A 26,354-nucleotide genomic window follows, 5' to 3' on the forward strand; every position below is an offset into this window, starting at 1 on the left:
TCCTGGTTACCTTGACCATCATCTTGGAGTACCCCTTCACGAAGTTGGATTGGGTGTACTCGGGCTCCCCCACGACCTCGATGTCTTCGAATCGGGCCAGTAGTTCCTCCCAGAGGATCTTGAGCTGCAGCTCGGCCAGCCGGCTGCCCATGCAGCGGTGGATGCCGATGCCGAATGCCAGGTGATGGCGGGCGTTGTGGCGGCCGATGATGAAGTCGTCCGGGTTCTCGAACTTGCGCTCATCGCGGTTGGCCGAGGCGTACCACATGACGAGCTTGTCGCCCTTGCGGATGAACTGCCCGTTGAGAATGGTGTCCTGCTTGGCGACGCGACGCATGTATGCGAGCGGGGTCTGCCATCGGATGATCTCGTGGACCGCCTTGGTGATGAGGCCCGGATCGGCCTTCAGCCGCGCGAACTCCTCGGGGTTCTGGTTCAGGGCCAGCACGCCGCCGGTCATCGAATTGCGGGTGGTGTCGTTGCCGCCCACGATGAGCAGAATCAGGTTGCCGAGGAATTCCATCGGGCGGTCGATCAGGTCCTTGGTGTCCTCGGACGACTGCATGAGCGTGATGAGGTCGAAGCCGGGCTTCTCACCGGCCGCCAACCGTGCCTTCTTGTCGTGCCAAAGGGCGCTGAAACCGCGCGCCATATCGGCCGCCGCCGCGAACATCTCATCCATGTCGGACTCGCCGCCGGTGGCCGAGGCGCTGCCGGCGATGGTGTCGGTCCAGTACACCAATTTGCGGCGCTGGTCGTACGGGAAGTCGAGCAGGGTCGCCAGCATGCGCGAAGTCAGTTCGATCGAGACCGTATCGACCCAGTCGAACGGCGTACCGTCCGGCAGCCCGTCGAGGACCTCTTGCACCCGGGTCCGGATGAGCGCTTCCATTTCCTGAAGGTTCTGGGGTGCTACCACGCCCTGTACCGCTCCGCGCTGCTCGTCGTGACGCGGCGGGTCCATGGCGATGAACATCTCGACGTCCAGACCTTCGGGCGGATCGCCGATGATGATCTGGGGCTCCGCGGAGAACCGTTCGGTGTCCTTGTCGACGGTGACGATGTCGTCGTAGCGCGTGATCGACCAGAAGGGCCCGAACGGGCTGTTCGGCTGGTAGTGCACCGGCGCCTCGTCACGGAGGCGCTTGAAGTAGGACTGCCAGCGGCCCTGGCGGAACATGAACGGGTTGCTGACGTCGATGTCCGCCAGCGCCACATCCTCGACAGGGGGAATCGGGTTCTCGACGAAGACCGGCGTCTTGTCGCCGACCACCGACTTCTTCGTCTTCTGGTAGAGGTGCATGCCCTTGATCTGCAAGGGCATCGGGATCGTCGACTGCGCGCGACTGCGCACCGGATCGAGGATCGCTTCCTGCGCCTTGGTGATTGCCTGATCGAGAATGTTCATGATTCCTCCGTCTTGTCAGATCTGGAATTCGGACCGTGCGTACAGGCCCGCGGATCGACTGTTCGTTGGCAATGACGCTACGAACCGAAACGTGCAGCTGGGAGACCCTAAGCGGCTGAATACTTACTCGAAGTGGCAATGCCGAGGGCGGCTCTGAGCCAACTCCCGCAGTGAATTCGGCGAAGCGAAATGATCTTGGCGCCGCTACTTACTAGATTTGGCAATGTGGTTGATTGGGACATCCCCCGCACACCGGCAAGCGTCGGCGTGCTGCTCGGCCTGGCCGGCGAACGCGGTGTCAGCCCGGAAACATGCCTGGCCGGCTCGCGGCTGACCGTTCGTGGTTTACAGCAACCAGGCACCGAGGTCACCGCACGCCAGGAGCTGACAGTTGTCACGAATCTACTTGAGGCCCTTGGCTATCCCGATGACCTCGGCGTCGAAGTAGGCCTGCGCTACCGGCTCGCCACCTACGGCATTTTCGGGTTCGCGTTGATCAGCAGCCCGACGTTGCGCAGCGCGATCGAGGTCGGCGGGCGTTATCTCGATCTCACGTTTGCCTCTTCCACTTTCAGTACCCGGGTGATCGGCGAGCAGTTCCAGTTCGTCCTGCAGGCCCCGGGAACGCCGGACCGCGTCCGCCGGTTCGACATTGACCGGTTGGCCACGGCCATCTCCGTCGTCAAGCGGGAACTATCGGAGGACCTGCCGCCCTTCAAGGTTCAGTTCACCCATCCCCGTCCGGCCAGCCTCGACCGCTACCTCGCCGCCTTCGACACCGAGCCAGAGTTCGGCGCCTCCGAGAACTTGCTGATCCTTCCCGTCGGCGTACTCGACGCCCCCCTGCCTCAGGCCAACTCCTACAACTCTGCCGCGACACAGGAGCAGTGCCGCAGTCTCCTCGAAGAGCGGCGCAGCCGGACCGGGCTGTCGGGCCAGGTTCGCGACCTGCTGCTGGCGTCCCCGGCACAGCCGCCCAGTGCTCACGAGATCGCCCATGCGCTGCTGATGAGCCCGCGGACGTTGCGTCACCGGCTCGGCGCCGAGGGCACGTCGTACCGCGAGCTACTCGACGAGATCCGTCAGCGGCTTTCGGAGGAAATGCTGATCGGCGGCCGCCTGACGGTCGCCGAGACGGCGAGTCGACTCGGCTACGTCGAGTTGTCGAGCTTTTCGCAGGCGTTCCGCCGCTGGCACGGGATGAGTCCGCGGGCCTTCCGCGCGTCGCGCAACTGAGAGCGAAAGTTGTTGCCCCGCGGGGTATTCACCGCGTCTATGTCGCGCAGTCCCACCAGTTGAGCAGTCGCGTCCCGTAGAGGGTGAGCCATTTCGACGGTTGCCCGGCAGGTACATCGACTTCAAACCACACCCGCCCTGGCTGGCGGCCCGTCTGCAGCCAGGTGCCGTCGGGCTGCCTGGCAGCCCGAACGATGTCGACCGCGCCGCTCATTCGGGGATCCGGAGCAGTGCCATCGTGCAGCACGGCGCAGCGGAAGTACTCACCTACGTTGAGTGCGCTGTAGGACCACCGCATCGGATAGCTGAAATCGTTGATCCATTGCCCTACTGGTTGATTCGTCGTCAATCGATTGAGCAACCGGCGTTCGAGGAGGTACTCCTCCCCGCGCCGGCGCGCTGCGCGGATGTCGGCATCGCCCCCGGTGGCGGTCTCGAACGCGAGCAGCCCCTTCAGCGAGTTCAGCGTCGAATGGAACGACGAGCGGCGCGAACCCTCGACCCAGTCGCAGTTCCACCCGCCGTCCGGCAGTTGATGCTCGAGAAACCAGCCCGCGAGGCCGCTGACGTTCGCGCCCAGCCACACGCCGTTGGCCACGGTCCAGGCGTTGATGCAGCAATCGACCTCGCCGGACCAGTAGGGCAGGTCGTCGTATTCCCAGCGGCAGTGCTCGTCGAGCAACTCGGCGGTGCGGCGATCCCGTAACACCGATGCGTCAAGTCCCCACTCGCGCAGTGCATTCAGCGTCCACGTCGTGGCTGTCCAGGGCTGGCCTACCTCGGGGTCTGGGTCCTCGAAGTCGTAATCCGCCGGGAAGAACGCACCCCCGGCCCACTGGCCGTCCGCGTCCTGCAGTGTGAGCAGACGTGCGCCGAAGCCCTCGGTCGCGATCCGTGACCGGGTTGCCTCCCACGCCGCCGCCGGCGCCCCGAGAAGATCGCGCTCGACCTGCCAGCGCAGCGCCGGGTCCGAGTCCAGCAGCCAGTCCGTCAGGGCCCCGCTCGTCATCAGACCGCCATCACACTAGGAGCAGTAGACCTGGGCGTTGAGCACGCAGTTCGACGGTGGCGTGTAGGTACCACTCAGTACGCCGCGGATACCGCCGTTCGCGCTACCACCTGGCGGAATCACGCGGTTCCAGCTCACCGGGCTGATCACATAGTGCGTGCCGTACTGGGTGAAGGTGCTGCTCCACGCATGCGAGATCGACTGCCCCATCGGCATGTCGAACTCGATCCTCCAATCCGCCATCGGCACGGTGCTGTAGTTGGTGACAACGAACCGCGCGATGAAGCCGTCCTGCCAGGTGTGTTGCACCACCAACCGCACTCCGGCTGCGGCTGCGTGCGCCGGCGCAGTCCCGGCGAGTCCGAGAATGATGACCGTCAATGCGGACACGACGACGTGAAGCGCTGCGCGGCAGCGCTTCACACGAGAGTCCGGTCCAGTCATCGCGCTCAGACTACGACGCACCGACACGCATCTTTCCGCACGCCGCGGGGGTGCTGCCGTACCTTTGCGCGATTGCAACCATCACGAGATCGCGCGAAAAATTCTGTTGCTACTTGCTTGCACTCGCTAGCGTCGAGTGCTAAAACAAATCTATGCCAGCCGAAACAGATAATCGAGCTGGAAGCGCATAGATGGCACAACAGAAAGGACAGATGGAGGTGGCCACGATGCTGCTGCGTACTGACCCGTTCCGAGACCTGGATCGCTTCACCCAAGAGGTTCTTGGCACCGCAGCCCGGCCGGCCGCGATGCCCATGGACGCCTGGCGCGACGGCGACGAGTTCCACGTCGAGTTCGACCTGCCCGGCATCAATGCCGACTCGCTCGACCTCGACATCGAGAACAATGTGGTGACTGTGCGCGCCGAGCGGGCGCCCGTGGATTCGTCGCGCGAGATGCTGGCCGCCGAGCGGCCGCGCGGCGTCTTCTCTCGACAGCTGGTGCTGGGAAACAACCTTGACACCGGGCGCATCACCGCGGAATACCGCGACGGCGTGCTTCAGCTCGTGATCCCGGTGGCCGAGAAGGCCAAACCCCGCAAGATCACCGTCAGCAGAGCCGGCAACGCCAAGGCCATCGACGAGAACCGAGTGATCACCGAAGACGGCAGCCCCGTCACCGACACCTCGAACAAGAAGGAGCCGGTGCACGCCTGACCGCGTCGAATTGCCGATGCCGGGCTGGGCCGCTGTCCAGCTCGGCATCGGCACCCGGCCGACGGAATTCGCTGCGACACATTCTTGAATGGTCGGTGCCATGCCGACAGTGCAAGGAGGTGAAAAGTGATGCAGTACAGCACGATTGCGGCGCCGGCGGCGCCTGACACCATCGCGCCAGAAGAGCTGGCCCAATCTCTGGGTGTGGACGACCCCACGATGGTGATAGCGCTGATCGCCGAAGTCGACGCCATCTTCTGCGCCGCCGAAGCTCCTTGCCGTCAGCAGCCGACGCCACCGGCGATCGGGTGCGCCCTGCACGGGCCCCGGTGCGCTGGTCGGTCTTTGGAGTACACCCGTCGGCGACCACGGCGCACGCCGGTGCGTCGCATGACGCCCGTGCAGCGCAGCCCTCCGTAAGCTGCAGCCGCTGAAACAGTCACGTGAGCCGGTTGGTACCTCCACCACGAAGGCTGGGCCATACGCCGCCAGGGCCATACCCTGGGCGCCCTCTTCTGCAGAGGCGCCGGTGCCCAATCCAGGCAATTCCTCCCCGGCGGCAGGCCCGGTCTTCACGCCAGTCAGTTTCGCCATCGCTGTCTCTGGATACCCCTTCAGGAGAACCAAAGACAGTTGCCCCCTGAAACAGGAGCGTGACGGAAGGAGCTTGACGTGGCGTTCTCGCACATCGCATCGAAAACAATGGCGGCCGCTGCCGGCATCGCCTTCGCCGGAATCCTGGCGGCGACCCCGGCAATCGCGGACCCGACAGCGGTCATGTTCGGCCAGCGCGCGGAGATTCCGAGCCCCGGTGGGGCGATCGAGTACACCGTCGTCAACCTGCAGCCGAGCGGCCACAACGACGGCATCTGGTACTCGGACGTCACAGCGCGCGCCGTGAGCGGTGCGCCGACGCCGAACATTTCCGATTTCAACGCGCGGGCCGTCAACAGCTCGACATATGCGGACATGAAGGGCAACGAGGTGGACGGTCTACCCAACCAGCCGATCGCCGCGGGCAGCTACGTGACGGGTCGAGTCTACTTCGACGTCTGTAATGGCACCGCGCCCGACAGCGTCGTATACCGGGATGCCGGCGGCACTGACAAGGTGGTCTGGAAGAGCTAGCCGACTGCGATGGCGGATTTCCGCCAGCGCTGCGCGTGGCGTCGCCAATAACGTCGACGCGTGACCACAACTGCACAACAAGTCCGGGTAATCACCGGCACCACAGTCCTTTTCATGTCGCTGGCCGCCGCCTTGGGGACTGCGACGATCTACCCGCTGCAACCGGCAATCGCCGACATCGCGCGGTCGCTCGGGTCTGGTCCGACGCCGGTCGGGGCCGCGCTGGCCTGCGGGCCGGTCGGCTACCTCTTGGGGCTCGCCCTCCTGGTCCCCCTGGTGGACAGGTTTTCGCCACGCCGGGTGATCGCATCGCAGTTCCTGGGGCTCGGCGGCGCACTCACGTTGACGGCCGTCTCCGGCACCGTGTGGCTGCTCGGGGTGGGGCTCCTGCTGACCGGTGCCTGTTCCTCTGTGGGTGCGGGTCTGAGTTCCGTTGTCGGACGGCTCGCGCCCGAGCGTCGGCGTGCGACCATTCTGGGTATCGTCACCGCCGGCATCTCGGCGGGAATCTTGGCGGGCCGGATCGCCGGAGGCTGGTTGGCAGACGTGATCGGCTGGCACGCAATGCTTCTCGCCGTCGCGGCGGCCACCGTGGGGGTAGCCGGTACATGCCTGTTGTTCCTGCCGACCGCGGCCGGAATGATCGAGCGGAACTACCTCGCCGAATTGGCGTCGGTGCCCGGGCTCCTCCTGCGGTGCGGGGTGCTACGCCGCGGCGCCCTGCGCGGATCCCTGTGGTTCTTCGCGTTCTGCGCGGTCTGGTCCGGAATCGCCGTCGCGTTGTCGCAAGAACCATACTTGTTGTCTGCCAAACAGATCGGGCTCTACGCCGTGGCAGGTATCGCGGGAATCTTCGCGACGCGCGTTGCCGGTGTCTACACGGACCGATTGGGTTTCCGGCCGGTGATCCTGGTGGGTCTGGCGGTGGCGGGCGCCGCCTGCCCGGTCCTTGCCTTCGGGCTGAGCAGTCCCTGGGCGACCATGGCCGCTCTCGCCGCGTTCGATGCCGGCCTGTTCGCGGCGCAGGTGGCGAATCAGACCACCGTTTTGGCGATCGATCCGTCCGCACCGGCCCGCTTCAACAGCGCGTACATGCTCGTCTACTTCGTTGGAGGCAGCCTCGGCACAGCATTCGGTGCGGCGGCCGTGGTCTCATTCGGTTGGCCGCTGACCGTCGGCGCCAGTGGCGCAGCACTTCTCGTGGCGGGGCTGCTCACCGGCGGTCGGCCGCGCCAATTCAGATGCTGCGTTTGAGGCCGACGTGCGCGGCGTGGTACCCGAGTCGGTCGTAGAACGCCCGGGCCGGTTCGCGTGCCTCGTCCGTGGCCACCTGTGCCAGCCGCGCACCGTGCGCCCGGCCGTACTCGTGCGACCACTCCACCAGCGCCGTACCCAGCCCCTTTCGACGCTCGGCAGCGGTGACCCGCAATCCTTCTATCTGCAGTCGGGTCGAACCCCCACGGGACAGCCCGGGAATCAACGTCAACTGGACGGTCGCGACGATCACGTCGGAACCGTTGCGAACAACCCCAAGGTAATTGGCATGGTCACGGACGAGGACGTCGTAGGCCGCCTCGTAGTCTTCGAGGTCAGCGGTTTCGCGGTCCTGACCGAATTCGTCGTCGGACAGCAGGGCGACGATCGACGCGACGTCGTCACGCGCCGCCCGTTCCACCCGGAAACAGCGGTCCCCCACGCGCAGCAGTCCCCGAACCGACGTCCGTGCTTGCGCCTGCAGTCGCGTCACCAAGAGGTCGAGCCAGGCCCCGACATTCGTTCGCGCCTCCGGGGTGTCCGGATAGCGACACCGCAGATGCAGGCCGGACTCGTCGAGGATGAACCAGAGCATGACACCGTCGGTCTGGATAGCGGCACTCACGTACTGAGCGTCCAGGCCGACGTCATCGATGCGGACGGGAAGCCGCCGCAGGTCCAGCCACGAGATGGCGAACATGCCGGGCGACATCGGCATGCCGCCCCATGGGGACAGCACATCCGCCAACGGCCACGATCCGAGCTGCACTGCTTCTTTGACAGCGTTGGCCGCGGCGCGTGGTTCGGCGACGGTCGACTCCAGTACCGAATTGGTGATGAACCAACCCACCGAGTCGTGCCAGGTGGTGTCGAAGCGACTGTGTACCGGGAAAACGGCGCGGAGCGGCGCGTCCGCCAGCTCTCGGGTCACCGCCGTCATCGCAGCCACGGCCAGCGCGAGGGTCGACACTCCGTCGTTGCGGGCCTGCACGGCGAACGCCGCGCCGGCATCGACGTCGAACACATCCCGGACCTCGACACGTTCCGGTCCCAGCTCGGGTTCGCCCAGCGGCAGCGGAAATCGCGGCATCACGCCTCCGCTGTCGGCGATGATGCGTGCCCAGGTCTCCCGGACGTGGTCGGGCGCCGCGGGACGATCGAGCAGTGCCTGGGTGTGTTCGACAAATGCAGGTGCCGGCGACAGCGCAGCCGCACGTCCGACGCCCGCATCGCCGAGCAGCGCCAGCAGATCCCGGGCGATCACCAGCATCGACCACATGTCGACGTGGCTGTGGTCGGCGGCTATCACGACGGTCAGTGCCGCCGCGGTTTCCAACAGACACAACCGATGTGAGGGCTGCTGATACGGCGAGCAGGCCGCATCCAGAACGCCCCGTAGGGCGTCGTTGACCGCCTGGCCGGCAGCTATCTCGTGCTCGACCCAACCGCCGGGACTGACATCGATCTCATACAGTTGCGGATCGCCGTCCGGCGCCGCCGAGAATGCGGTCCGCAATGTGCCGTGGCGCGCCACCACCGCCAACCATGCGTCGGCCAGGGATTCGCGGCTCACCCGCGCCGGCAGGCGAATGGACAACGCCATCCACGAACCCGGGCGGGCCCCTGCCGCCACGTGAATCCGCTGGTCAAAGGACACCGGAAGGCCGCGGCCCGGTGCGGACACCGTGACGTCATAGCCCCACAGACGCCCGAACGGCAGTCGCAGGTGCGAGACGTTCGTGAGCCGCATGGCGGTACCCTAGCGCCCCAGATAGCCTGAATGCTCGGTCGGCGGGTCGACTCCACGGCGAGGCGATCGGTTACGGAAAGAGTTGCCTGATGCCTACTTTCGCAGTTCCCGGAGCCGATCTTGCGGTTGAACTGAGCGACGAAGGTGGCCACCCCGTTGTCCAGCTGCACGGACTCACTTCCAGCCGCGCACGCGATCGGGTGCTCAATCTCGACCTCGGCAGGGGGCTGAGCGGCACACGCCTGCTGCGCTATGACGCGCGTGGCCACGGCAAGTCGACAGGTCGGAAAGTCCCCGAGGACTACCGCTGGGAACAGCTCGCCGATGACCTGCTGAAGCTGCTCGACCAGTGGTTTCCCGGTGAACCGGTGCACGGGGTCGGCCCGTCGATGGGCACCGGAACGTTGCTGCACGCGGCGGCCCGCGAACCAGAACGGTTCACGGGTCTGACGTTGATGGTGCCGGCCACCGCGTGGGAGACCCGGCGCGCACAGGCCGCGAACTACGAGGCCGCGGCCACGCTCATCGAGACCGAGGGCGTCGGGGCATTCATTGCCGCCACGCGCGGCGCGACCCGGCCGCCGGCCACCGTGGGTGCGCCCGAAACGGTGCCCGATGTCGCCGACGCCCTGTTGCCGTCACTGTTTCGCGGTGCCGCGTTGAGTGACCTGCCGGCGCCTGAAGCCATCGCGCGGATCGACGTGCCGACCACCATTCTGGCCTGGATCGACGATCCGGCCCATCCCGCCTCGACCGCGGAGGCCCTTGCCGCGCTGATGCCGCGGTCGACCCTGACGTTCGCTCACACCCCGGAGGACGTCGAGACCTGGCCCAAGATTCTGAGCCAGGATGTCGGTCGCCGCGCCTGACGCGTATTGAACGCCGCCCTTGACATCGACGTAACACTCCTGCCATGAGGCGTCCCTAGGGTGAAGCGGTCATTCACGTGGGGAGAGGAATTCCATTGAGCGGAAACGCCACCCGCTTGCGCGCGATCGCAGGCGTCCAGGCCTATACGCCCCCGGCGTACACCTTCGACCCTGCTGAAGCGCCCGGCGAGATCTTCGGCACGAACGTGTTCACCAAGGCCGAGATGCAGGCACGCCTGCCCAAGGCGATCTACAAATCGGTGGTCGCCACCATCGAGAAGGGCGCCAAGCTCGATCCGACGGTCGCCGATGCCGTCGCGGCCGCGATGAAGGACTGGGCGCTGGAGAAGGGCGCGACGCACTACGCGCACGTGTTCTATCCGATGACCGGCCTGACTGCCGAAAAGCACGACAGCTTCCTGGAACCGGTCTCTGACGGACAGGCACTGGCCGAGTTCGCCGGCAAGACCCTGGTGCAGGGTGAGCCCGACGCATCGAGCTTTCCGTCCGGCGGTCTGCGGTCCACGTTCGAGGCCCGCGGGTACACCGGCTGGGACGTGACCAGCCCGGCGTACATCCTGGAGAACCCGAACGGCAACACACTCTGCATCCCAACGGTTTTCGTGTCGATGACCGGCGAGGCGCTGGACTACAAGACACCGCTGCTGCGCAGCCAGCAGGCCATGGGCATCCACGCAGAGCGCATCTTGACGTTGTTCGGTCACAAGGACCTGGACAAGATCGTCTCGTTCTGCGGTCCCGAGCAGGAGTACTTCCTGGTCGACCGGCACTTCTTCCTCGCGCGGCCCGATCTGATCAACGCCGGCCGGACGCTGTTCGGAGCCAAACCGCCCAAGGGCCAGGAGTTTGACGACCACTATTTCGGCGCCGTCCCCGACCGGGTGCTGGGCTTCATGATGGACACCGAGCGGGAGCTGTTCAAACTCGGCATCCCCGCCAAGACGCGCCACAACGAGGTCGCCCCCGGGCAGTTCGAGGTGGCCCCGATGTTCGAGCGCGCCAACATCGCATCCGATCACCAGCAGTTGCTGATGACGGTGTTCAAGACCATCGCCAAGAAGCACGGCATGGAATGCCTGTTCCATGAGAAGCCGTTCGCCGGGGTGAACGGCTCGGGCAAGCACGTCAACTTCTCGGTCGGCAACGCCGAGTTGGGGTCGTTGCTCGTGCCGGGCGACACGCCTCACGAGAACGCCCAGTTCCTGGTGTTCTGTGCGGCCGTCATCCGCGCCGTGCACAAATACGCTGGGCTCCTGCGGGTTTCGGTCGCCTCGGCGACAAACGACCACCGCTTGGGTGCCAATGAGGCACCGCCCGCGATCATCTCGATCTTCCTGGGTGATCAGCTTGCCGACGTCTTCGAGCAGATCGCCAAGGGCGCTGCGACATCGTCGAAGGGCAAGGGCAGCATGATCATCGGCGTCGACACGCTGCCGGTGCTGCCGACCGACCCCGGTGACCGCAACCGCACCAGCCCGTTCGCGTTCACCGGCAACCGATTCGAGTTCCGGGCGCCGGGCTCGGGTCAGACGGTGGCGGTGCCGATGATCGTCCTCAACACCATCATGGCCGACTCGCTGGACTACTGCGCAACCGTTTTGGAGAAGGCGGTCGCCGACGGTGAGGAATTCGACGCCGCGGTGCAGAAGCTGCTGACGGACATCGTCACCGAGCACGGTGCCGTGGTGTTCAACGGCGACGGTTACTCGGAGAACTGGCAGGCCGAGGCGGCCGCCCGCGGGCTGCCGAACCTCAAGACGACGCTGGATGCCATCCCGGAACTGATCACGCCCGAGGCGGTGGCAGTCTTCGAGAAGTACGGCGTCTTCAACGAGCGGGAGTTGCACAGCCGCTACGAGGTGCGCCTGGAGCAATATGCCCTGACGATCGGCGTCGAGGCCAAGCTGGCGCTCGAGATCGGTTCCACGATCATCCTGCCGGCCGCACTTCGCTACCAGACCGAGCTCGCGCAGAACGTCGCGGCGTTGACGGCGGCGGGTATGACACCGAGTTTGACGCTGCTGCAGTCGATCTCAGAGCCGATCAGCACCCTCAGCGACGCGTTGGCAACGCTGAAGACGGCGCTGGCAGATCACTCGGCCACGTCCGCCTACGACGAAGCCAAGCACGCGCAGGTCGCGCTGTTGCCCGCCATGGAGGCGATCCGGGCCGCCGCGGACACGCTGGAAAGTGTCGTGGCCGACGACCTCTGGCCGTTGCCGACATATCAGGAGATGCTCTACGTCCTCTGACCCGGCGTCTCAGACGCCGGTCGCGCCATCGATCCGCTCGCGGATGACGTCGGCGTGCCCGCAGTGGCGGGCGTACTCCGCGATCATGTGCGTGTAGATCCAGCGCAGACTCACCTCGCCGCCCATGAACGGGCTGACCTCATCGAGCCGACGTGCCGCGCAGTTGGCACGCGCATGGGCGATCTCGCCCTGCCAGATCCGGAACGCGACCGGGTACGACGACTCCGATGACAGCTCGAATCCGCCGTCGTGGCCCTCGGGATGATCCGTGGGCCCGAAAATCGGTGGTGCCTGCTCACCGGCGAGCACCCGGCGAAACCAGTTCCGCTCCACCTCCGCGGCGTGCCGCAGCAGTCCCAGCAGCGTCAGCTCGGAGGGCGGCACGGACGCGGTGCGCAGCTGATCATCGTCGAGGCCGTCGCATTTCGACGCCAACGTCGCGCGGTAGAAGTCCAGCCAGCCTTCGAGCGTGGTGCGTTCGTCGGCAGTCATGGGCGGCACGGGCCGCTGCACGGAAGTCACGCTTGTCGAGGGTAATCCCGTGTCTGTCGAAATCCGGGGTAGCCGTTCGTGTACAAGGTGAAGGGTGGCAACCGGCTGCCCCCAGATCGAGGAGTGACGGTCATGCATTACCTACTTGCCATGCATCAGCCAGTCGGCGACCCGCCGCCCCCGGAGGTGCTGGGACCCATCATGGATGCGCTGGACGCGGTCGAGCACGACATGAAAGCCGCGGGCGTGTGGGTGTTCTCCGGCGGCTTGCACAACCCCGATGCATCGACGGTGGTGCGGGTCAGCGACGGCGCGATCCTGACGACGGACGGCCCCTACGCCGAGGGCAAGGAGCACCTGGGCGGCTTCACCATCATCGACGTGCCCGATCTGGACGCGGCGCTGGGCTGGGCGCGCAGGCAGGCGGAAGCCGTGCGGCTCCTGCCCATCGAGGTTCGCCCGTTCCGGGGCGACCTGAGGGGCTGAACGCGACCGTGCCGCAGCTGCCGCCCGCAGAGATCGCCGGTGTGTTCCGGCGGGAGTACGGGCGCGCGGTGGCTGTCCTGGTCCGCCGATTCGGGGACATCGACCTCGCCGAGGAGGCGGTCCAGGACGCCTTCACCAAAGCGGTGGACCGCTGGCCGCAGGCCGGCCCGCCACCGAGCCCCGCCGGATGGATCATCACCACCGCCGCACACACGATCGTCGACCGCTTTCGCCGGGAATCCATTCGCGGTGAACGGCACGCGCAGGCGGCGAGGCTCTATCCGGCGGCCGATGACGAGCAGTTCGAAGAAGGCCCCGTGCACGACGACCGGCTACGCCTGATCTTCACGTGCTGTCACCCGGCTCTGGCTCTCGAAGCCCGGGTCGCGCTCACGCTCCGCCTGCTCGGTGGTCTGTCCACCAAGGAGATCGCCCGAGCCTTCCTGATCTCGGAAACCACTGTCGCGCAGCGGCTCGTGCGCGCCAAGCGCAAGATCCGCGACGCCAGCATCCCCTACCGGGTGCCGCATGACAGCGACCTACCCGAGCGCGTGCACGGGGTCCTCGCCGTGGTGTACCTGATCTTCAACGAGGGACACACTGCCAGTTCCGGTGCTGATCTCGTGCGACCCGATCTCACGGGCGAGGCGGTCCGGCTCGGCCGGCTGCTGGCCGCGCTGATGCCGGACGAGCCCGAGGTGTGGGGACTGCTCGCGCTGATGCTGCTGACCGATGCCCGCCGCGCGGCGCGCACAGACGCAGACGGAAATCTGGTTCTGCTCGCCGACCAGGACCGCAACCGGTGGGACCGCGGTCTCATCGCCGAGGGGCAGGCGTTGGTCCGCCGCTGCCTGTGCCGGAACCAGCCCGGGCCCTACCAGATCCAGGCCGCCATCAACGCCGTGCACAGTGCCGCGCCGACCGCTGCCGCCACCGACTGGCGCCAGATTCTCGCGCTGTACGACCAGCTGATGGCCATCGCCCCGACGCCCGTTGTTGCCCTCAACCGCGCTGTGGCGGTCGCCGAGGTGCAGGACCCGCAGACGGCGCTGGACCTGCTCGAAGCGCTCGACCTGGCCGGCTACCACGTCTATCACGCGGTCCGTGCCGCACTGCTGTCGCGCCTCGGCCGAGCCGCCGAGGCGGCCGACGCCTACGGCCGCGCCGCCGCCCTGACCGCGAACCCCGTCGAAGAGGCATACCTGCGCCGCGCCCGTGACGCCGTGCGCGGTTGAGCGGATCCCGGCCGTCAGCGCGAAACGGTCAGCAGGTCGACAAGCTCGACCGGATGCGACAGCATCGCCATATGGCCGCCGGGCATGCCCTCGGGCTCGATCCCGAGACGGTCAGCGACCACGCCCCGCATGAACCGCTCGGGGAAGAAGCGGTCGTCACGGAACAGGATGAACCGCGTCGGAACCTGCGGAAGTGCTTCCGCCGGCCACGGTTTCAGCGACGGGGTCTCGGATTGCGCGCGTTCGATCTCCTCCCCGACCACCGCGGGATCGACACCGTTGTAGTACAGCGCAACGGCGTCGCTGACGTCGTACCCGCCCGCGGCGGCCGCTTCCCGTTGCGCAGCAACACATCCGGTGGCACCCCACCAATCCCCCGGGCATTCACCCGGCCGGGGAACCATCGCCGAGACGTAGATCAGTTCCGCCGCATCGACCCGCGGACAGGCCAGCGCGCCGGTGAAGCCGCCGAACGAATGGGCCACGACCACAGGCGGTTCACCGTCATCGTGCGGCTGCGCCGCCACGACGTCGGCATACGTGTTCAAGTCGGCCGAATCATCGGCGCACGGCAGGTCGACCGCGATTCCGCGATGACCGCGAACAGCCAACTCGCGCACTACAAATCGCCAGTATGACGGATCACAACCACCACCCGGAACCAGAAGGAACGTGGTCACAGCCGTCCTACGACAAAGGTCGCGGCCTGGTCGGCCATGCCATTCGATCCGTACGTGATGTGGGCGAACGACGGCCCACCGGCGGGCGCCCCGTTGCAGATGGTGTCGTCGGGCACGCACAACTCGATGGTCTTGGCCACATACGCCGGCCCGATCGCGATCGGTGGTGCGCCGATGTCCGTCATGAACTGACTCGACGGCTTTCCGAACAGGACAAGTGCCGCAACGTGGTTCGCGATCGACGGCGGCATCGGCTTGGGCGCGTACGACGTGTACTCCGCCAGATCCGCCGGGATCTCCTTCGGGAGCGCGTTCGCGGTCGCGAATCCCGACACCACTGCGCCCTGGGAGTATCCGCCGAGGACGATCCTGGTGTTCGGGCAGTTCGCCGCAGTGGCTTCGACGTGCGTGGCGGCGTCCTTGACCCCGTCGACGACACTCTGGACGAAGTCCAGCCGGTTCCCGAAATCGCTGCTGGCCGCATAGTTCACCGGATACACCGCGATCGACTTGTTTCCCGCCTGTGCCTGAAGCGCGTCGACCAACGCGCGGCCGGCCATCCCGACACCCGGCGGTTCGCCGGTGCCGCGGGCGAACACGACCTCGACATCAGGGCACGGATCGGCCGATGCCGGCGGTGCGGGGGCACTGACGAAAACGGAAGCGACGACCGTGGCGACCCCGGCGAGGTGGGGTACCCGTCTGGCTTGGCACAGCTTGATGACGTCCATATCAGCTCCAGCTAACTGAGACCGGCGTTTTCCATGCTGACACACAGCGGATGGAGGCGATAGCCACCGGCCGCAGGAATCTGCCAAGAATCCGCCAAGGGCCGCGTCTCACCATTGCTGTCAACGGTCGACGCAGGCCGAACCAGCGAGAGGGAGACAAAATGTTCACCAGCACCACCATCAAGAAGGCCGCGGGCACGGCTCTGCTGTCGGGCGGCCTGACGCTGCTCGGTTTCGGACTGGCATCGGGCACGGCCCAGGCATTCAACCCGCAGCCGGAACCTCCGGGCAAGCCGGTGACTGTCGGCCATCCGCAGGTCACCAATCCGGGGGTGATCCACGGCTTCAACCCGCAGCCGGATCCCCCGGGCCTGCCGGCCGCCGCAGGGATCCGCAGCTGTGACGGCTCGGTGTAGCGGTCAGGCGACGGTCAGCGTGTCCCCGGCCACCGTCACCGTCTTCGGCGCCAGTGGCTCGTCAGCCGGCCCCGTCACGACGGAGCCGTCGACGGCACTGAATTTGCTTCCGTGGCAAGGACAGTCGATGGTGCCGTCGGCAACCTTCGATACCGTGCACCGTCTGTGGGTACAGACCGCGGTGAAGGCCTTGAATTCACCGGCCTTCGGCTGAGTGACGACGACCTTCGCCTCGGGGAGAACCACGCCCCCGCCCACTGGCACATCGGCCGTCTTCACCGACGGGGATGCGGCCTTGGTGTCACTGCCGGTGGACTGGCCACCCGACGACGGCGAGTCCTTGCCGCCACAGGCGGCAAGGACCATCCCGGCGCCGGCAGCACTCGCGCCGAGGAGTACGCCGCGGCGGCTCGGGTGCCCCGTCTGGGTCACGAGTGGCTTACCGCCGCCCGCCGCCGTTGTATCCGGGCGAAGCCACTTCATCTTCGGTGAGCTGATAGGGCGGTGTGAACAAGCTGGGATCGTCGAGCGACGATTCCGGCGCATTGAACGGACCCTGTGCCGCTTCGGGGGCTGCGGGGGCATCGGCCGGGGGCACGCAGGTGCCTTCGGCGGCGACCAGGCCGTCCGAGCATTGGAGGTCGTCGGCGTGCGCCATCGGCATGCTGATCAAGGCAGCCACCGCAGATGCAACGCCAAACGTTGCTGCCCCCATTGACATGCGAGCGAATCGCGTGGTCATTGCGCTCATCTCCTACCCACTCTCCGGCGCTAGCTGGTCCGGTGAAGGTAGCACCCTTGGGCCCGCTGTGACGGTTCGTTTCGGCACTTGGGTCAATTGCTTTTACACACTGTTTTCACAGCAGACCGTAGGCGTGCTCCAGCGCTACCAACGCCTCGCCGGTCTTGATGGCCAGCTTCTGCATGTGCGGCATCGAGTCGCGGCAGCCGGTGAAGCCGAAATTCAAAGTACCCGAATAGCTTTGACATGTGATGTTCAGGCCGACACCGTGCACGGGGATGGACACCGGATAGGTGGAGACGAGTTCATTACCCCGGAAGTACAGCGGATAGTCAGGACCGGGGACATTCGACAAGATGACGTTGTAGGACGCCGGGGCCACTTTCGGGGCGCCCAGGGTCGCCGCTCCGGTCTGTACGAGGAACGGTGCCATCAGGGCCGCGGTATAGGCGAGGATCGCCGCACTGGTCATGCCCGACAACTGCTCCTTGGCCGCTTTCGTCGATGCGCTGATGGCCTCGATGCGCTCTCGGGCATCTGCCAGGTCGGTGCCGAGGGTCGCGAGAATGGCGCCCACCGCGTTGCCGCCGCCGGGATCGTCTTTCGGCCGAATGTTGACCGGCAGCATGGCAATCAGCGACTTCTCGGGCAGTGCGTCGAGTCCGAGGAGATAGTCACGCAGTCCGCCGCCACAGATGGCGAGTGCAACGTCGTTGAGGGTTGCGCCGGCCGCGTCGGCGACGGCCCGCAGGCGCGCGATGTCGTACTGCTGCGTGGCGAACCGACGGCTCCGGCCGATGCGCCCGTTGAAGATGGTGTGCGGCGCCTGGCCCGGTCCGACAAGCGGATTGCTGCTGCTGACCGCGGTCACCGCCAGCTTGACGAACGCGGCGGGCAGATCGATGACGGTCGACAACTCCGAGGTGACGGACCGCAGCAGCCCACCGATATCGGGTATCAGGCCGCTGTCCTTCTCGTCCTTCCGGCGCTCCCGCTTGGGCACCGGATTCCGGAAGAACAACGGGGTGTCGGTATCGGACGGGTCGGTCGACATCGACCGGATGAGCGTCTTCATCGCCGTGTAGCCGTCGACGAGCGAATGGTGCAACTTCACGTACAACGCGACGTTGCCGTCGTCGAGGCCCTCGATGATGTGCAGTTCCCAGGGCGGCCGCGTCAGGTCCAGTTGCCGGGCATGCAAGCGGGAGATCAGGATACCCAACTCACGCTGGTCGCCGGGACGGGGCAACGCGGAGCGCCGCACGTGGTACATGACGTCGAACTTCGGGTCCTCGACCCACCGCTGCAACGGATTCAGCAGGAACCACGGCGTCTGCAGCTTCATGTTCCACGGTGGCTCGATCTCATTCGACCCGTAGATCTCGTCGCGCAGTTGATCCAAGATGTCGCCCGCGTCGCCCGAGGTCGGACGGAACTGCATGAGCCCCTCGACATGCATCATGGTCTCGGGAGATTCGGCCGCCAGGAACATCGAATCGAGCGGCGACAGTCGTTTGCTGGTCACCCGGGTGAACTTACTGCGGTCACCGCGCGAACACGCCGCCTTCGAGGAGGATCGTGGTCCCGACCGCGATCAGGACCACCGGCAGGATGAGGTGTCCCCACCGCGAGAACGTCTTGGCGACGACCGGGTGGGACACGAAGTAGCGGCCGGCGACGCACCAGACCCCGACCCCGACGAGAAACACCGTGACGTACAGCGCGACCGTGCCGGCGGTGGCGACCGCGAACATCGGTACGTACACACCGACGTTGTCGCCGCCGTTCGCGAACGTCACGCCGGCGACCTGCCAGATGCCCGGCGCGGACGTCGCCCGCCCGTCCTCGGCTTCCGACGGATCGGTGCCACGGTTCTGCCAGGCCGCCCAAGCGGCCCAGAGCCCCAACATGATTGGCAGCAGCCCGAGATACGGCAGGACGGCGGTCGGCAGCAGCGCCGCACCGGCAACGGCGGCACATATCGACACCGCCACGATGGCGGCGAAACCCAGGTACTGCCCGAGGATCACCCGCGTCGCCGCGCTGCGGTGGCCACGCGCCTGGCCGAAGAACACCGCGAGCACCACGAGATCGTCGATGTTGGTGGCGGCAAAGGTCGCAACCGCCGACGTGATGGTGGTGGCGCTCATCGGTGTGGACACTACGGGACGCTGCCGGTGCCCGAAGCGCAGAGTTTGTCTCGCGGCTACCTGGGCGATGCCGGCCCATGGCACAGTGCCCGCGTGACCGTCGACGCGGCGAGTGGCCTGCAGCGCGCCGTCGACCGCTTCCACCGCGGCTGCGAACTGGCCGTCAGCCGGCTGCCCTTCGGACTCAAATCGGTTGTCGCTCCGACATTCCTGGGCTTCGCGCTGATCAACGGCTGCACGTTCGCGATCGACCTGTTGTTGCTCACCGGATTGCGGGATGGGCTGGGATCGCCACTGGCAGTGGCGGTCACGGTGTCATACGTGTGCGCGTTCGGGCTCAGCTATCTACTCAACCGCATCTTCAACTTCAGCTCGCACAGCGCGGTCGGTCCGCAACTCGCGGTGTACGTCGTGGTGGTCGCGGTCAACTACCTGGCGTTCATCCTGGGGGTATCGACCGGATTGTCGGCGCTCGGCGTCGAGTACCACGTCGCCCGGATGGTCGCGGGCGGCTGTGAGGCGGTCTACATGTACGCCGCGATGCGCTGGGTGGTGTTCCGGCGCTGAGCATGCGGTGACCTGCGTCTCACCGCATGCGGGAATGCTGCAACGGTGTTAATTTTCCCTGGTCAAAGTTGTACTGAGGTACCAAACGGGGGTAGTCGGGGACGGCAGGGCCTAATCACACGCACCACCGCTGACTGATCAGCGAAACCCCGAGCAAGTCACCACCGCGGCATCGCCGCTCCAGTGGTGCTGCCCTGCACATCCACCCTGTACACAGATTGGAACCCGCCCGGTGTCCAGTATCAACCGTTGCAGCGCAATAGGTTTCGTCGTCGCACTCTGCGTGACGGGCAGTGTGCAGCCGTCGGCGGCAGCAGCGCAGGAGAATCCCGGCGTCACCTTCTATCTGCAGGGCACCTGCCTGTGCGGCGTGTCGCCGACCGCCGGAGAGGCCCTCGGGCTGGCCGACGGCTACCTGGATTCCAGCGGCACGATCCACGGCATCGGGTATCCCGCCGGCCTGCTGTTCGCGGCGGACGCCGTCATCGGTACCACCAAGGTGAACGCCTCCCTCTCCACGGTTCCCGACGGCACCGGCGTCACCCTCGCCGGCCTGAGCCAGGGCGCCATCGTCCTGAACTACGTGAAACTCTCACGGTCGCTGCGGGATTCGTTCGGCCGGCGTCGCGCGGACGATCTGCAATTCGTGACGTTCGGCGACCCCCAGAACACCACGGGCGGCATCACCACCAAGAATCCGGCATTGCAACTGTTCGCGCCGAACGTGCCAAGGGCAAGCGCCTACCCCACCACCGAGATCGTTCGCGAATACGACGGCTTCTCGGATTGGCCGGACAAGCCGACACGTCTGTCCGTCCTCAACGCCGTCATGGGAATCGGCTTCGTGCACACCGATTACGGGTCAGCGGCCAACCCGGCGACACCGGGCACACTCAAGACCGTCCGCACCAACGCCGCCGGCGGTACCACCACGCATTACGTCGTGCCCACGGCGCGACTGCCACTCACGCAACCGTTGCGTGCTGCCGGGCTGAACACGTCCCTCATCGACGCTGTGCTCCGGCCGCAGATCGACCGCGCGTACGTCCGCCGCCCAAACGCGGCGGCTGCGAAACCGGCTGCTGCCGGCAGCGCCAAAGAAGCCAAAGAAGCCAAAGAGAAAGCGCCGAAGCCTCAGCGGGGATTCGGTTTTCGGAAACCTCGCCGCGGCGGGGACTAGAGGAGGTCGTTCTGATGTGGGTCAAGACGCAGGTCGTAACGCTGTCTGTGGTGTGCTCGGCCGCCGTCGTGGTCACCAGTGCCGCACCGGTTCTCCCCACGACACCCCCGACGACAGTGCACAGCGCCGAGCACCGGTACGCCCTCACGGCCGCGGCCTTTGATGCCGCATTCAACCCGATTCAGTACGTCGGCAACGTCGGCGGTGCGGCCCAGGCAGTCGCCACTGACGTCATCTACTGGCAGACACCGGACTTTCCGCTGCTGGTGCTGAGCGGACAAGTCGACTCCAGCACCGGTCAATACGAGGCCGTGCAGAAGGTGGCGTCGACGACGGCACATCTGCAGAGTCTGGTCAGCGCGGTCGCCGCGTTTCCCGGCGCGTCGTCGTCGCCCCAGGTGCGGCAGCTGGTCGGCGGAATCGGATCGGCAGGTGCCGCCGCTGCCGGTGCCACCAAGACCGTGACGGCCACGCTGGCGCCCCACCTCGCGCCGCTGACCCCGGTGATCTACGTCGTCAGGGTGGCCAGGGCCGCAATCGGCGTCTACTACGCCGTCGCCACGCTGTCGACCACTGGAATAGGCACGGTGTTGGGCGGACGCAACCCCGTGAGCGCCATCGCCAACGTCGTGTCATCGGTCCAGGGATTGGCCAACGTCCTCACCCACGCGCCGCGGCCCACCGCATCACGACTCGCCGCGAAACCGACCGCAGCCGACGTCACCGAGAAGCGGTCTGCCAAACGCACCAAATCCGACGAGAAGCCGGAGAAATCGGCCGTCTCCGAACGCAAAACCGGGACCAAGAAGGCCAAGCGGGCGGCCAAGTCGTCCGAGACCAAGTCGGCTGAGAGCAAGGAGAAGGGCGACCGCGGGCGTCGCAAGCACTGATGTTCGGGGCCGTGCGCTAGAACAGAAGGGGTACCGACGAAGGGGACGCCCGACATGGCGAAGACGCAACACTACGAACTCGACGTCACGTGGACCGGCAACACCGGCACCGGAACCTCGGGCTACCGCGACTACGACCGCGCGCACGACGTCAGCGCCGACGGCAAGGCCACCATCGCGGGTACCGCTGACCCCGCGTTCCGCGGCGACCCGCAGCGCTGGAACCCAGAGGAGCTCCTGGTGGCCTCCCTTGCGCAGTGCCACATGCTGTGGGTCCTGGCGCTGTGCTCCCAGGAGGGCATCGTCGTCACCGGATACACCGATCACCCGTCGGGCACCATGGCTCAAACCCCGGATGGCGGTGGATATTTCACCGAGGTGGTGCTGCGCCCGGTCGTCGAGATCACCGACGACCGGCACCGCGAGGCACTCACGAGCGTCCACGAGCGGGCGCATCACCTGTGTTTCATCGCCAATTCCGTCAACTTCGATGTCCGATGCGAAGCGCAGGTGAGCGTCGCCGAATCGGCGTGACCCGCGGTGCCCCCGTGGGAAAATGCGGCATGACCATCAAGCTCGACGCACTCGATTCCGCGCTGCTGTCGGAGCTGGCCGCCGACCCGCGGACGCCGATCCTCGAGCTGGCGTCGCGGCTCAAGGTCGCCCGCAACACCGTGCAGGCACGCATGAAGCGGCTCGAAGAATCCGGCCTGGTCCGCGGCTACCCGCCGAACATCAACCTGTCGCAGCTCGGGTTCGCGGTACATGCGCTGGTCTTCATCGAGACCGACCAGACCAAGATGAACGCCATCATCGAAGCCCTGCAGGACATCCCGCATGTGCTGGAGGTCCACGCCACGACGGGGCGGGCGGATCTGCTCGCCCGGATCGCCGCTCAGACGCAGGAAGAGCTGCTCAGCGTCATCCAGCGGGTACACCGGATCGACGGCGTCAAGCACTCCGAAACCATGCTCGCGATGGCGACTCCGGTCGAGTACCGGTCACTGCCGCTGGTGCAGCACGTGACGCACCGTCGAACAAAATGATGCGTGCGTCACAGTGCGCCACGTCACAATTGAGCAGTCTGATCAACTTTTTCGCCGACTGTTGACGTAGATCACCCACAGGGGCAGATTTCGCTGCACTGATTGCTAATAGTTCGCGTTTGCGACTGGCGATCTGAGTGCCGGAAAGTGTGGAGGTTGTCGATGACCAGTGTCTTGTCCCGATCCGAACTCGCAGCGGCCGAACCCGCCGCGCCCTACGACCTCGACGACCGGTACCGCGCCGGCGCCGGCCCCGTCCTGCTGACCGGGGTCCAGGCCATCGCCCGCATGATGGTCGAGCAGCACGTCCGCGACCTCCGCGCCGGCCGCCGCGTCGCGACCTTCGTCTCCGGCTACCAGGGCAGCCCTCTCGGCGGCGTCGACAAGATGCTGCTCGGCATGCCGGGCGTGCTGACCGAGCACGACGTCGTCTTCACGCCGGGATTCAACGAGGAACTCGCCGCCACCTCGGTCTGGGGCAGCCAGACCGACCTCCCCGCCGGCAAGGCGACGCACGACGGCGTCATCGGCGTCTGGTACGGCAAGGGCCCCGGCGTCGACCGCGCGACGGACGCGCTGCGCCACGCCAACATGTACGGCGTCAACCCCCGCGGCGGCGTCCTGCTGCTGGTGGGCGACGACCCCGCATCCAAATCATCGACGGTCCCCGCCGTGAGCGAGCGATCCCTGGCCGCCCTCGGCATCCCGGTCCTGTTCCCGCGCAACGCCGAAGAGATCATCACGATGGGCATGCAGGGCGTCGCGCTGTCGCGGGCCTCGGGCTGCGTCGTGGCGATGAAGATCGTCGCCGACGTCGCTGACGGCGCGTGGACCGTCGACGCCGACGTCGCCGACATCGACATCACCGCACCCGAAATCCTGTGGGACGGAAAGCCGTTCACGTACGTCCAGCGGCCGATGGCCGCTCCCGCCGACAGCCTGCTCGCCGAAGCCGACCTCTACGGGCCGCGCTGGGCGACCGTCCGTGCCTTCGGGGACATCAACCGCCTGGATGCAATCGAGGTCGATCCGGCGCGCGCGAAGGTCGGCATCGCCGCCACCGGCACCACCTTCGACGCGGTCCGCCAGGCCCTGCTCGACCTCGGCGTCGACGACGCGGCCCTGCACCGTGCGGGAATCCGCTTGCTGCGCATCGGAATGCCGTATCCGGTCGGACACCAGTCGGTGCTCGCGTTCGCGCGCGGCCTCGAGCAGGTGATCGTCGTCGAGGACAAGACGGCATTCATCGAAACGCAGATCCGGGAAATCCTTTACGGCACTGCTGATGCCCCGCAGATCGTCGGCAAGCACGACGCGGCCGGTGCGCCGCTGTTCCCGCTCGGTGGCGAGTTGACCGCCGCCCGCCTGCTCACCCCGCTGCGCCGGGTACTGCGCGATCACGTCGAACTCAAGCGCACCGCTCCCCCGCCACTGTCACTGGAAGTGTTGTCCGCCAACCGAACCGCGTACTTCTGCAGCGGCTGCCCACACAACCGATCCACGGCGATCCCGGAGGGCTCCATCGGCGGCGGTGGCATCGGGTGCCACACCCTGGTCACCATGTCCGGCCGCAGCGACAGCGCCGTGGTCGGCCTCACCCAGATGGGCGGCGAGGGCAGCCAGTGGATCGGGCAGGCCCCGTTCACCGATGTGCCGCACCTGTTCCAGAACGTCGGCGACGGTACCTTCTTCCACTCCGGACAGCTCGCGGTGCAGGCCTGCATCGCGGCCGGGGTCAACATCACCTACAAACTGCTCTACAACGAAGTGGTCGCCATGACCGGCGCGCAGGACGTCGAAGGCGGGCTGGTCGTGGCGGGACTCACCCACAAGCTGACGGCCGAGGGCGTCAAGCAGATCATCATCTGCGCCGATGAACCCAAGCGGCACGACAAGAAAGCTCTCGCCAAGGGCACGCTGTTGTGGCACCGCGACCGGCTCGATGAGGCGCAGAAGGTCCTGCGCGAGATCCCGGGCGTCACGGTGCTCATCTATGACCAGCACTGCGCTGCCGACGCGCGCCGTCAGCGCAAGCGCGGCACCCTGCCGACCCGCAACACCCGCGTGGTGATCAACGAGGCGGTCTGCGAGGGCTGCGGCGACTGCGGCACCAAGTCGAACTGCCTGTCCGTGCAGCCGGTCGACACCGAGTTCGGCCGCAAGACCCGCATCGACCAGACCTCGTGCAACACCGACTACACGTGCCTCGACGGCGACTGCCCGTCGTTTGTCACGGTCGAGCTGACGCCGGACAAGAAGGGCCGCAAGACATCCCGGCGCAGCGCGACGGAGCCGCCACGGGTCGCGGATCCTGGGTTCGGGGCGCCGACCGGCACGCAGAACGTCCTGCTCGCCGGCATCGGTGGTACCGGCATCGTCACGGTCAACCAGGTGCTTGCGACCGCCGCACTGCGTGCGGGCTACGAGGTGGAGAGCCTCGACCAGATCGGCCTGAGCCAGAAGGCCGGACCGGTGGTGTCGCACCTGCGATTCTCGACCGGCGCCCTGGAGCCGTCCAACCGGCTCACCTCGGGCAGTGCCGACTGCATCATCGCGATCGACCTGCTGACCGCGACCGACAACCGGAACCTGGCCTACGGCAGTGCCGAACGCACCATCGCGGTCGCCTCGACGAGCCAGACCCCAACCGGCGACATGGTGTACGACAAGTCGGTCGCCTACCCGGAAACCCGGTTGCTGCTGGACCGGCTGACCGCCGCCACCCGCACGCTGACCCACTTCGACGCACTCGCCGCCGCCCAGGCGCTGTTCGGCAACACCGCAGCGGCCAACTTCCTGGTGGTCGGCGCCGCCTTCCAGACCGGCGGCCTGCGCCTGCCCGAAGCAAGCATCGAAGAGGCCATCGGCATCAACGGTGTCGCGGTCGCCGCCAACGTGGCGGCGTTCCGCTGGGGCCGCGTCGCGGTCGCCGATCCAGCCGCGTTCGCCGCCGCGGTCGACGCCGCGCGACCCAAGTCCGCGCCCGCCGTCGCGAGCCCGGAACTGCTTGCCAGCACCACGTTCGGCGGTGAGGTGCGCCGGCTGGTCGAACTGCGGGCCGGAGAGTTGGTCGGCTACCAGAACGCGAAGGTCGCGCGGCGCTATGTCGAGACGGTCCAGGCTGTGTGGCAGTTGGAGCGCACCATCACCGACAACACTGCGTTCAGCGAGGCCGTGGCGCGCGGGCTGTACAAGTTCACCGCCTACAAGGACGAGTACGAGGTGGCGCGGCTGCTGGTCGACCCGGCGTTCCTGGCGGACGTTCAGGCGCAGGTGCCCGGTGGGGAGAACCTCACCTACAAGCTGCATCCGCCCGCCCTGCGCGCCATGGGCCGCACGAAGAAGGTCGGCTTCGGACCGAAATCGCATGGGGCACTGAAGCTGCTGGCAAAGGCGAAGGTGCTGCGCGGCACCAAGCTGGACCCGTTCGGTTACGCCCACGTCCGGAAAGTGGAGCGGCAGTTGCTGTCTCACTACACGGCCATGGTGCTGCGCCTCGCCAGCGAGCTGACCGCCGACAACTACGCCACGGCCGTCGAGGCAGCCGGACTGCCCGACATGGTCCGCGGCTACGAGGATGTCAAACTCGGCAACGTCGAACTGTACTGGGCACGCCTGCGCGAGCTCGGCATCCCGGCCTGACCGGCCACCA

General features: G+C 66.7%; 26 protein-coding genes and 1 pseudogene. 16 read left to right on the forward strand and 11 right to left on the reverse strand.

The window, feature by feature from the left end; genetic code table 11:
- Nucleotides 1-4: 4 nt before the first annotated feature.
- A pseudogene (locus QRN63_RS10430) lies at nt 5-1,408 on the reverse strand (cytochrome P450); the annotation flags it as partial.
- 225 nt (nt 1,409-1,633) lie between these two features.
- On the opposite strand from QRN63_RS10430, the gene QRN63_RS10435 reads away from it, so the two are divergent.
- Entirely contained in the window at nt 1,634-2,644 is a 1,011-nt protein-coding gene (locus tag QRN63_RS10435) for an AraC family transcriptional regulator (protein ID WP_267317544.1), read from the forward strand.
- 37 nt (nt 2,645-2,681) lie between these two features.
- On the opposite strand, the gene QRN63_RS10440 is transcribed toward QRN63_RS10435, so the two are convergent.
- Entirely contained in the window at nt 2,682-3,653 is a 972-nt protein-coding gene (locus QRN63_RS10440; RefSeq protein ID WP_285030706.1) for a squalene cyclase, read from the reverse strand.
- A gap of 15 nt (nt 3,654-3,668) precedes the next feature.
- Nucleotides 3,669-4,097, reverse strand: a complete 429-nt coding sequence (locus QRN63_RS10445) for a cellulose-binding domain-containing protein (RefSeq protein WP_285030707.1) — start codon at nt 4,095-4,097, stop codon at nt 3,669-3,671.
- Nucleotides 4,098-4,324: 227 nt separating this feature from the next.
- Between QRN63_RS10445 and QRN63_RS10450 the strand changes: the two genes are divergently transcribed.
- The 4 genes from QRN63_RS10450 (at nt 4,325) to QRN63_RS10465 (ending at nt 7,195) form a co-directional block, all read left to right on the forward strand.
- Nucleotides 4,325-4,813 carry an Hsp20/alpha crystallin family protein gene (locus QRN63_RS10450; RefSeq protein ID WP_267318014.1) on the forward strand — a complete coding sequence of 163 codons (489 nt, stop codon included), beginning with the start codon at nt 4,325-4,327 and terminating at the stop codon, nt 4,811-4,813.
- A gap of 126 nt (nt 4,814-4,939) precedes the next feature.
- Complete coding sequence (locus QRN63_RS10455) at nt 4,940-5,233, forward strand: hypothetical protein (protein ID WP_267317547.1); 294 nt, start codon at nt 4,940-4,942, stop codon at nt 5,231-5,233.
- A 252-nt stretch (nt 5,234-5,485) separates the two neighbouring features.
- Nucleotides 5,486-5,941 carry a DUF1942 domain-containing protein gene (locus tag QRN63_RS10460; RefSeq protein WP_285030708.1) on the forward strand — a complete coding sequence of 152 codons (456 nt, stop codon included), beginning with the start codon at nt 5,486-5,488 and terminating at the stop codon, nt 5,939-5,941.
- 60 nt (nt 5,942-6,001) lie between these two features.
- A complete protein-coding gene (locus QRN63_RS10465) occupies nt 6,002-7,195 on the forward strand; it encodes an MFS transporter (protein WP_285030709.1) in 1,194 nt (397 codons plus the stop codon).
- On the opposite strand, the gene QRN63_RS10470 is transcribed toward QRN63_RS10465, so the two are convergent.
- On the reverse strand, nt 7,179-8,945 hold the full coding sequence (locus QRN63_RS10470) for a GNAT family N-acetyltransferase (RefSeq protein WP_285030710.1): 1,767 nt from the start codon (nt 8,943-8,945) through the stop codon (nt 7,179-7,181). The two genes, QRN63_RS10465 and QRN63_RS10470, sit on opposite strands and share 17 nt — an antisense overlap.
- Before the next feature lie 89 nt (nt 8,946-9,034).
- On the opposite strand from QRN63_RS10470, the gene QRN63_RS10475 reads away from it, so the two are divergent.
- Nucleotides 9,035-9,814, forward strand: coding sequence for an alpha/beta fold hydrolase (locus tag QRN63_RS10475; protein WP_267317551.1), 780 nt, complete (start codon nt 9,035-9,037; stop codon nt 9,812-9,814).
- Nucleotides 9,815-9,909: 95 nt separating this feature from the next.
- Nucleotides 9,910-12,087, forward strand: a complete 2,178-nt coding sequence (locus QRN63_RS10480) for a glutamine synthetase III family protein (RefSeq protein WP_285030711.1) — start codon at nt 9,910-9,912, stop codon at nt 12,085-12,087.
- Nucleotides 12,088-12,096: 9 nt separating this feature from the next.
- Here the strand turns inward: QRN63_RS10480 and QRN63_RS10485 are convergent, their stop codons facing one another.
- On the reverse strand, nt 12,097-12,579 hold the full coding sequence (locus QRN63_RS10485) for a DinB family protein (RefSeq protein WP_285030761.1): 483 nt from the start codon (nt 12,577-12,579) through the stop codon (nt 12,097-12,099).
- A 150-nt stretch (nt 12,580-12,729) separates the two neighbouring features.
- Here QRN63_RS10485 and QRN63_RS10490 point away from each other — a divergent pair, with 150 nt between their 5' ends.
- Both QRN63_RS10490 and QRN63_RS10495 read left to right on the forward strand, forming a co-directional pair.
- Nucleotides 12,730-13,065 carry a YciI family protein gene (locus QRN63_RS10490; RefSeq protein ID WP_267317553.1) on the forward strand — a complete coding sequence of 112 codons (336 nt, stop codon included), beginning with the start codon at nt 12,730-12,732 and terminating at the stop codon, nt 13,063-13,065.
- Between the two features lie 8 nt (nt 13,066-13,073).
- Nucleotides 13,074-14,300 carry an RNA polymerase sigma factor gene (locus tag QRN63_RS10495; protein WP_285030712.1) on the forward strand — a complete coding sequence of 409 codons (1,227 nt, stop codon included), beginning with the start codon at nt 13,074-13,076 and terminating at the stop codon, nt 14,298-14,300.
- Nucleotides 14,301-14,314: 14 nt separating this feature from the next.
- Here QRN63_RS10495 and QRN63_RS10500 read toward each other — a convergent pair whose 3' ends face one another.
- Together QRN63_RS10500 and QRN63_RS10505 are read right to left on the reverse strand one after the other, a co-directional pair.
- Nucleotides 14,315-14,980 (reverse strand): alpha/beta fold hydrolase, encoded by a 666-nt coding sequence (locus tag QRN63_RS10500; RefSeq protein WP_285030713.1) that lies wholly within the window; start codon nt 14,978-14,980, stop codon nt 14,315-14,317.
- Nucleotides 14,977-15,711, reverse strand: a complete 735-nt coding sequence (locus QRN63_RS10505) for a cutinase family protein (protein ID WP_285030714.1) — start codon at nt 15,709-15,711, stop codon at nt 14,977-14,979. Before QRN63_RS10505 ends, QRN63_RS10500 begins: the two co-directional genes overlap by 4 nt.
- A gap of 161 nt (nt 15,712-15,872) precedes the next feature.
- Here QRN63_RS10505 and QRN63_RS10510 point away from each other — a divergent pair, with 161 nt between their 5' ends.
- The gene (locus QRN63_RS10510) at nt 15,873-16,127 is read left to right on the forward strand and encodes a hypothetical protein (protein ID WP_285030715.1); all 255 of its coding nucleotides are present in this window, start codon (nt 15,873-15,875) and stop codon (nt 16,125-16,127) included.
- A gap of 3 nt (nt 16,128-16,130) precedes the next feature.
- Here QRN63_RS10510 and QRN63_RS10515 read toward each other — a convergent pair whose 3' ends face one another.
- The 4 genes from QRN63_RS10515 to QRN63_RS10530 form a co-directional block, all read right to left on the reverse strand.
- Nucleotides 16,131-16,559 carry a Rieske (2Fe-2S) protein gene (locus QRN63_RS10515; protein ID WP_285030716.1) on the reverse strand — a complete coding sequence of 143 codons (429 nt, stop codon included), beginning with the start codon at nt 16,557-16,559 and terminating at the stop codon, nt 16,131-16,133.
- Between the two features lie 7 nt (nt 16,560-16,566).
- Entirely contained in the window at nt 16,567-16,809 is a 243-nt protein-coding gene (locus QRN63_RS10520) for a hypothetical protein (protein ID WP_267317559.1), read from the reverse strand.
- A gap of 175 nt (nt 16,810-16,984) precedes the next feature.
- Nucleotides 16,985-18,394, reverse strand: a complete 1,410-nt coding sequence (locus QRN63_RS10525) for a WS/DGAT/MGAT family O-acyltransferase (RefSeq protein ID WP_285030717.1) — start codon at nt 18,392-18,394, stop codon at nt 16,985-16,987.
- Nucleotides 18,395-18,413: 19 nt separating this feature from the next.
- Entirely contained in the window at nt 18,414-19,019 is a 606-nt protein-coding gene (locus QRN63_RS10530; RefSeq protein WP_285030718.1) for a cadmium resistance transporter, read from the reverse strand.
- 93 nt (nt 19,020-19,112) lie between these two features.
- On the opposite strand from QRN63_RS10530, the gene QRN63_RS10535 reads away from it, so the two are divergent.
- The 6 genes from QRN63_RS10535 to QRN63_RS10560 all read left to right on the forward strand — a co-directional run bounded on the left by QRN63_RS10535 (nt 19,113) and on the right by QRN63_RS10560 (nt 26,344).
- Nucleotides 19,113-19,586 (forward strand): GtrA family protein, encoded by a 474-nt coding sequence (locus QRN63_RS10535; protein WP_267317562.1) that lies wholly within the window; start codon nt 19,113-19,115, stop codon nt 19,584-19,586.
- Nucleotides 19,587-19,818: 232 nt separating this feature from the next.
- Entirely contained in the window at nt 19,819-20,766 is a 948-nt protein-coding gene (locus tag QRN63_RS10540) for a PE-PPE domain-containing protein (protein WP_285030719.1), read from the forward strand.
- 14 nt (nt 20,767-20,780) lie between these two features.
- Nucleotides 20,781-21,656 (forward strand): hypothetical protein, encoded by an 876-nt coding sequence (locus QRN63_RS10545; protein WP_285030720.1) that lies wholly within the window; start codon nt 20,781-20,783, stop codon nt 21,654-21,656.
- A gap of 54 nt (nt 21,657-21,710) precedes the next feature.
- Nucleotides 21,711-22,190, forward strand: a complete 480-nt coding sequence (locus QRN63_RS10550) for an OsmC family protein (protein ID WP_285030721.1) — start codon at nt 21,711-21,713, stop codon at nt 22,188-22,190.
- Between the two features lie 29 nt (nt 22,191-22,219).
- Complete coding sequence (locus QRN63_RS10555) at nt 22,220-22,702, forward strand: Lrp/AsnC family transcriptional regulator (RefSeq protein WP_267317566.1); 483 nt, start codon at nt 22,220-22,222, stop codon at nt 22,700-22,702.
- Nucleotides 22,703-22,864: 162 nt separating this feature from the next.
- Entirely contained in the window at nt 22,865-26,344 is a 3,480-nt protein-coding gene (locus QRN63_RS10560; RefSeq protein ID WP_285030722.1) for an indolepyruvate ferredoxin oxidoreductase family protein, read from the forward strand.
- Nucleotides 26,345-26,354: the final 10 nt, after the last annotated feature.

It is taken from the genome of Mycolicibacterium sp. lyk4-40-TYG-92, assembly GCF_030209435.1.
In the GTDB taxonomy this organism is placed as follows: Bacteria; Actinomycetota; Actinomycetes; order Mycobacteriales; family Mycobacteriaceae; genus Mycobacterium.

Coding starts and splice junctions, on each gene's coding strand:
- QRN63_RS10445 (WP_285030707.1), bottom strand. CDS start 4,097: ATGACTGGACCGGACTCTCGTGTGAAGCGCTGCCGCGCAGCGCTTCAC.
- QRN63_RS10555 (WP_267317566.1), top strand. CDS start 22,220: ATGACCATCAAGCTCGACGCACTCGATTCCGCGCTGCTGTCGGAGCTG.
- QRN63_RS10485 (WP_285030761.1), bottom strand. CDS start 12,579: ATGACTGCCGACGAACGCACCACGCTCGAAGGCTGGCTGGACTTCTAC.
- QRN63_RS10545 (WP_285030720.1), top strand. CDS start 20,781: ATGTGGGTCAAGACGCAGGTCGTAACGCTGTCTGTGGTGTGCTCGGCC.
- QRN63_RS10505 (WP_285030714.1), bottom strand. CDS start 15,711: ATGGACGTCATCAAGCTGTGCCAAGCCAGACGGGTACCCCACCTCGCC.
- QRN63_RS10475 (WP_267317551.1), top strand. CDS start 9,035: ATGCCTACTTTCGCAGTTCCCGGAGCCGATCTTGCGGTTGAACTGAGC.
- QRN63_RS10530 (WP_285030718.1), bottom strand. CDS start 19,019: ATGAGCGCCACCACCATCACGTCGGCGGTTGCGACCTTTGCCGCCACC.
- QRN63_RS10560 (WP_285030722.1), top strand. CDS start 22,865: ATGACCAGTGTCTTGTCCCGATCCGAACTCGCAGCGGCCGAACCCGCC.
- QRN63_RS10470 (WP_285030710.1), bottom strand. CDS start 8,945: ATGCGGCTCACGAACGTCTCGCACCTGCGACTGCCGTTCGGGCGTCTG.
- QRN63_RS10550 (WP_285030721.1), top strand. CDS start 21,711: ATGGCGAAGACGCAACACTACGAACTCGACGTCACGTGGACCGGCAAC.
- QRN63_RS10440 (WP_285030706.1), bottom strand. CDS start 3,653: ATGACGAGCGGGGCCCTGACGGACTGGCTGCTGGACTCGGACCCGGCG.
- QRN63_RS10510 (WP_285030715.1), top strand. CDS start 15,873: ATGTTCACCAGCACCACCATCAAGAAGGCCGCGGGCACGGCTCTGCTG.
- QRN63_RS10490 (WP_267317553.1), top strand. CDS start 12,730: ATGCATCAGCCAGTCGGCGACCCGCCGCCCCCGGAGGTGCTGGGACCC.
- QRN63_RS10450 (WP_267318014.1), top strand. CDS start 4,325: ATGCTGCTGCGTACTGACCCGTTCCGAGACCTGGATCGCTTCACCCAA.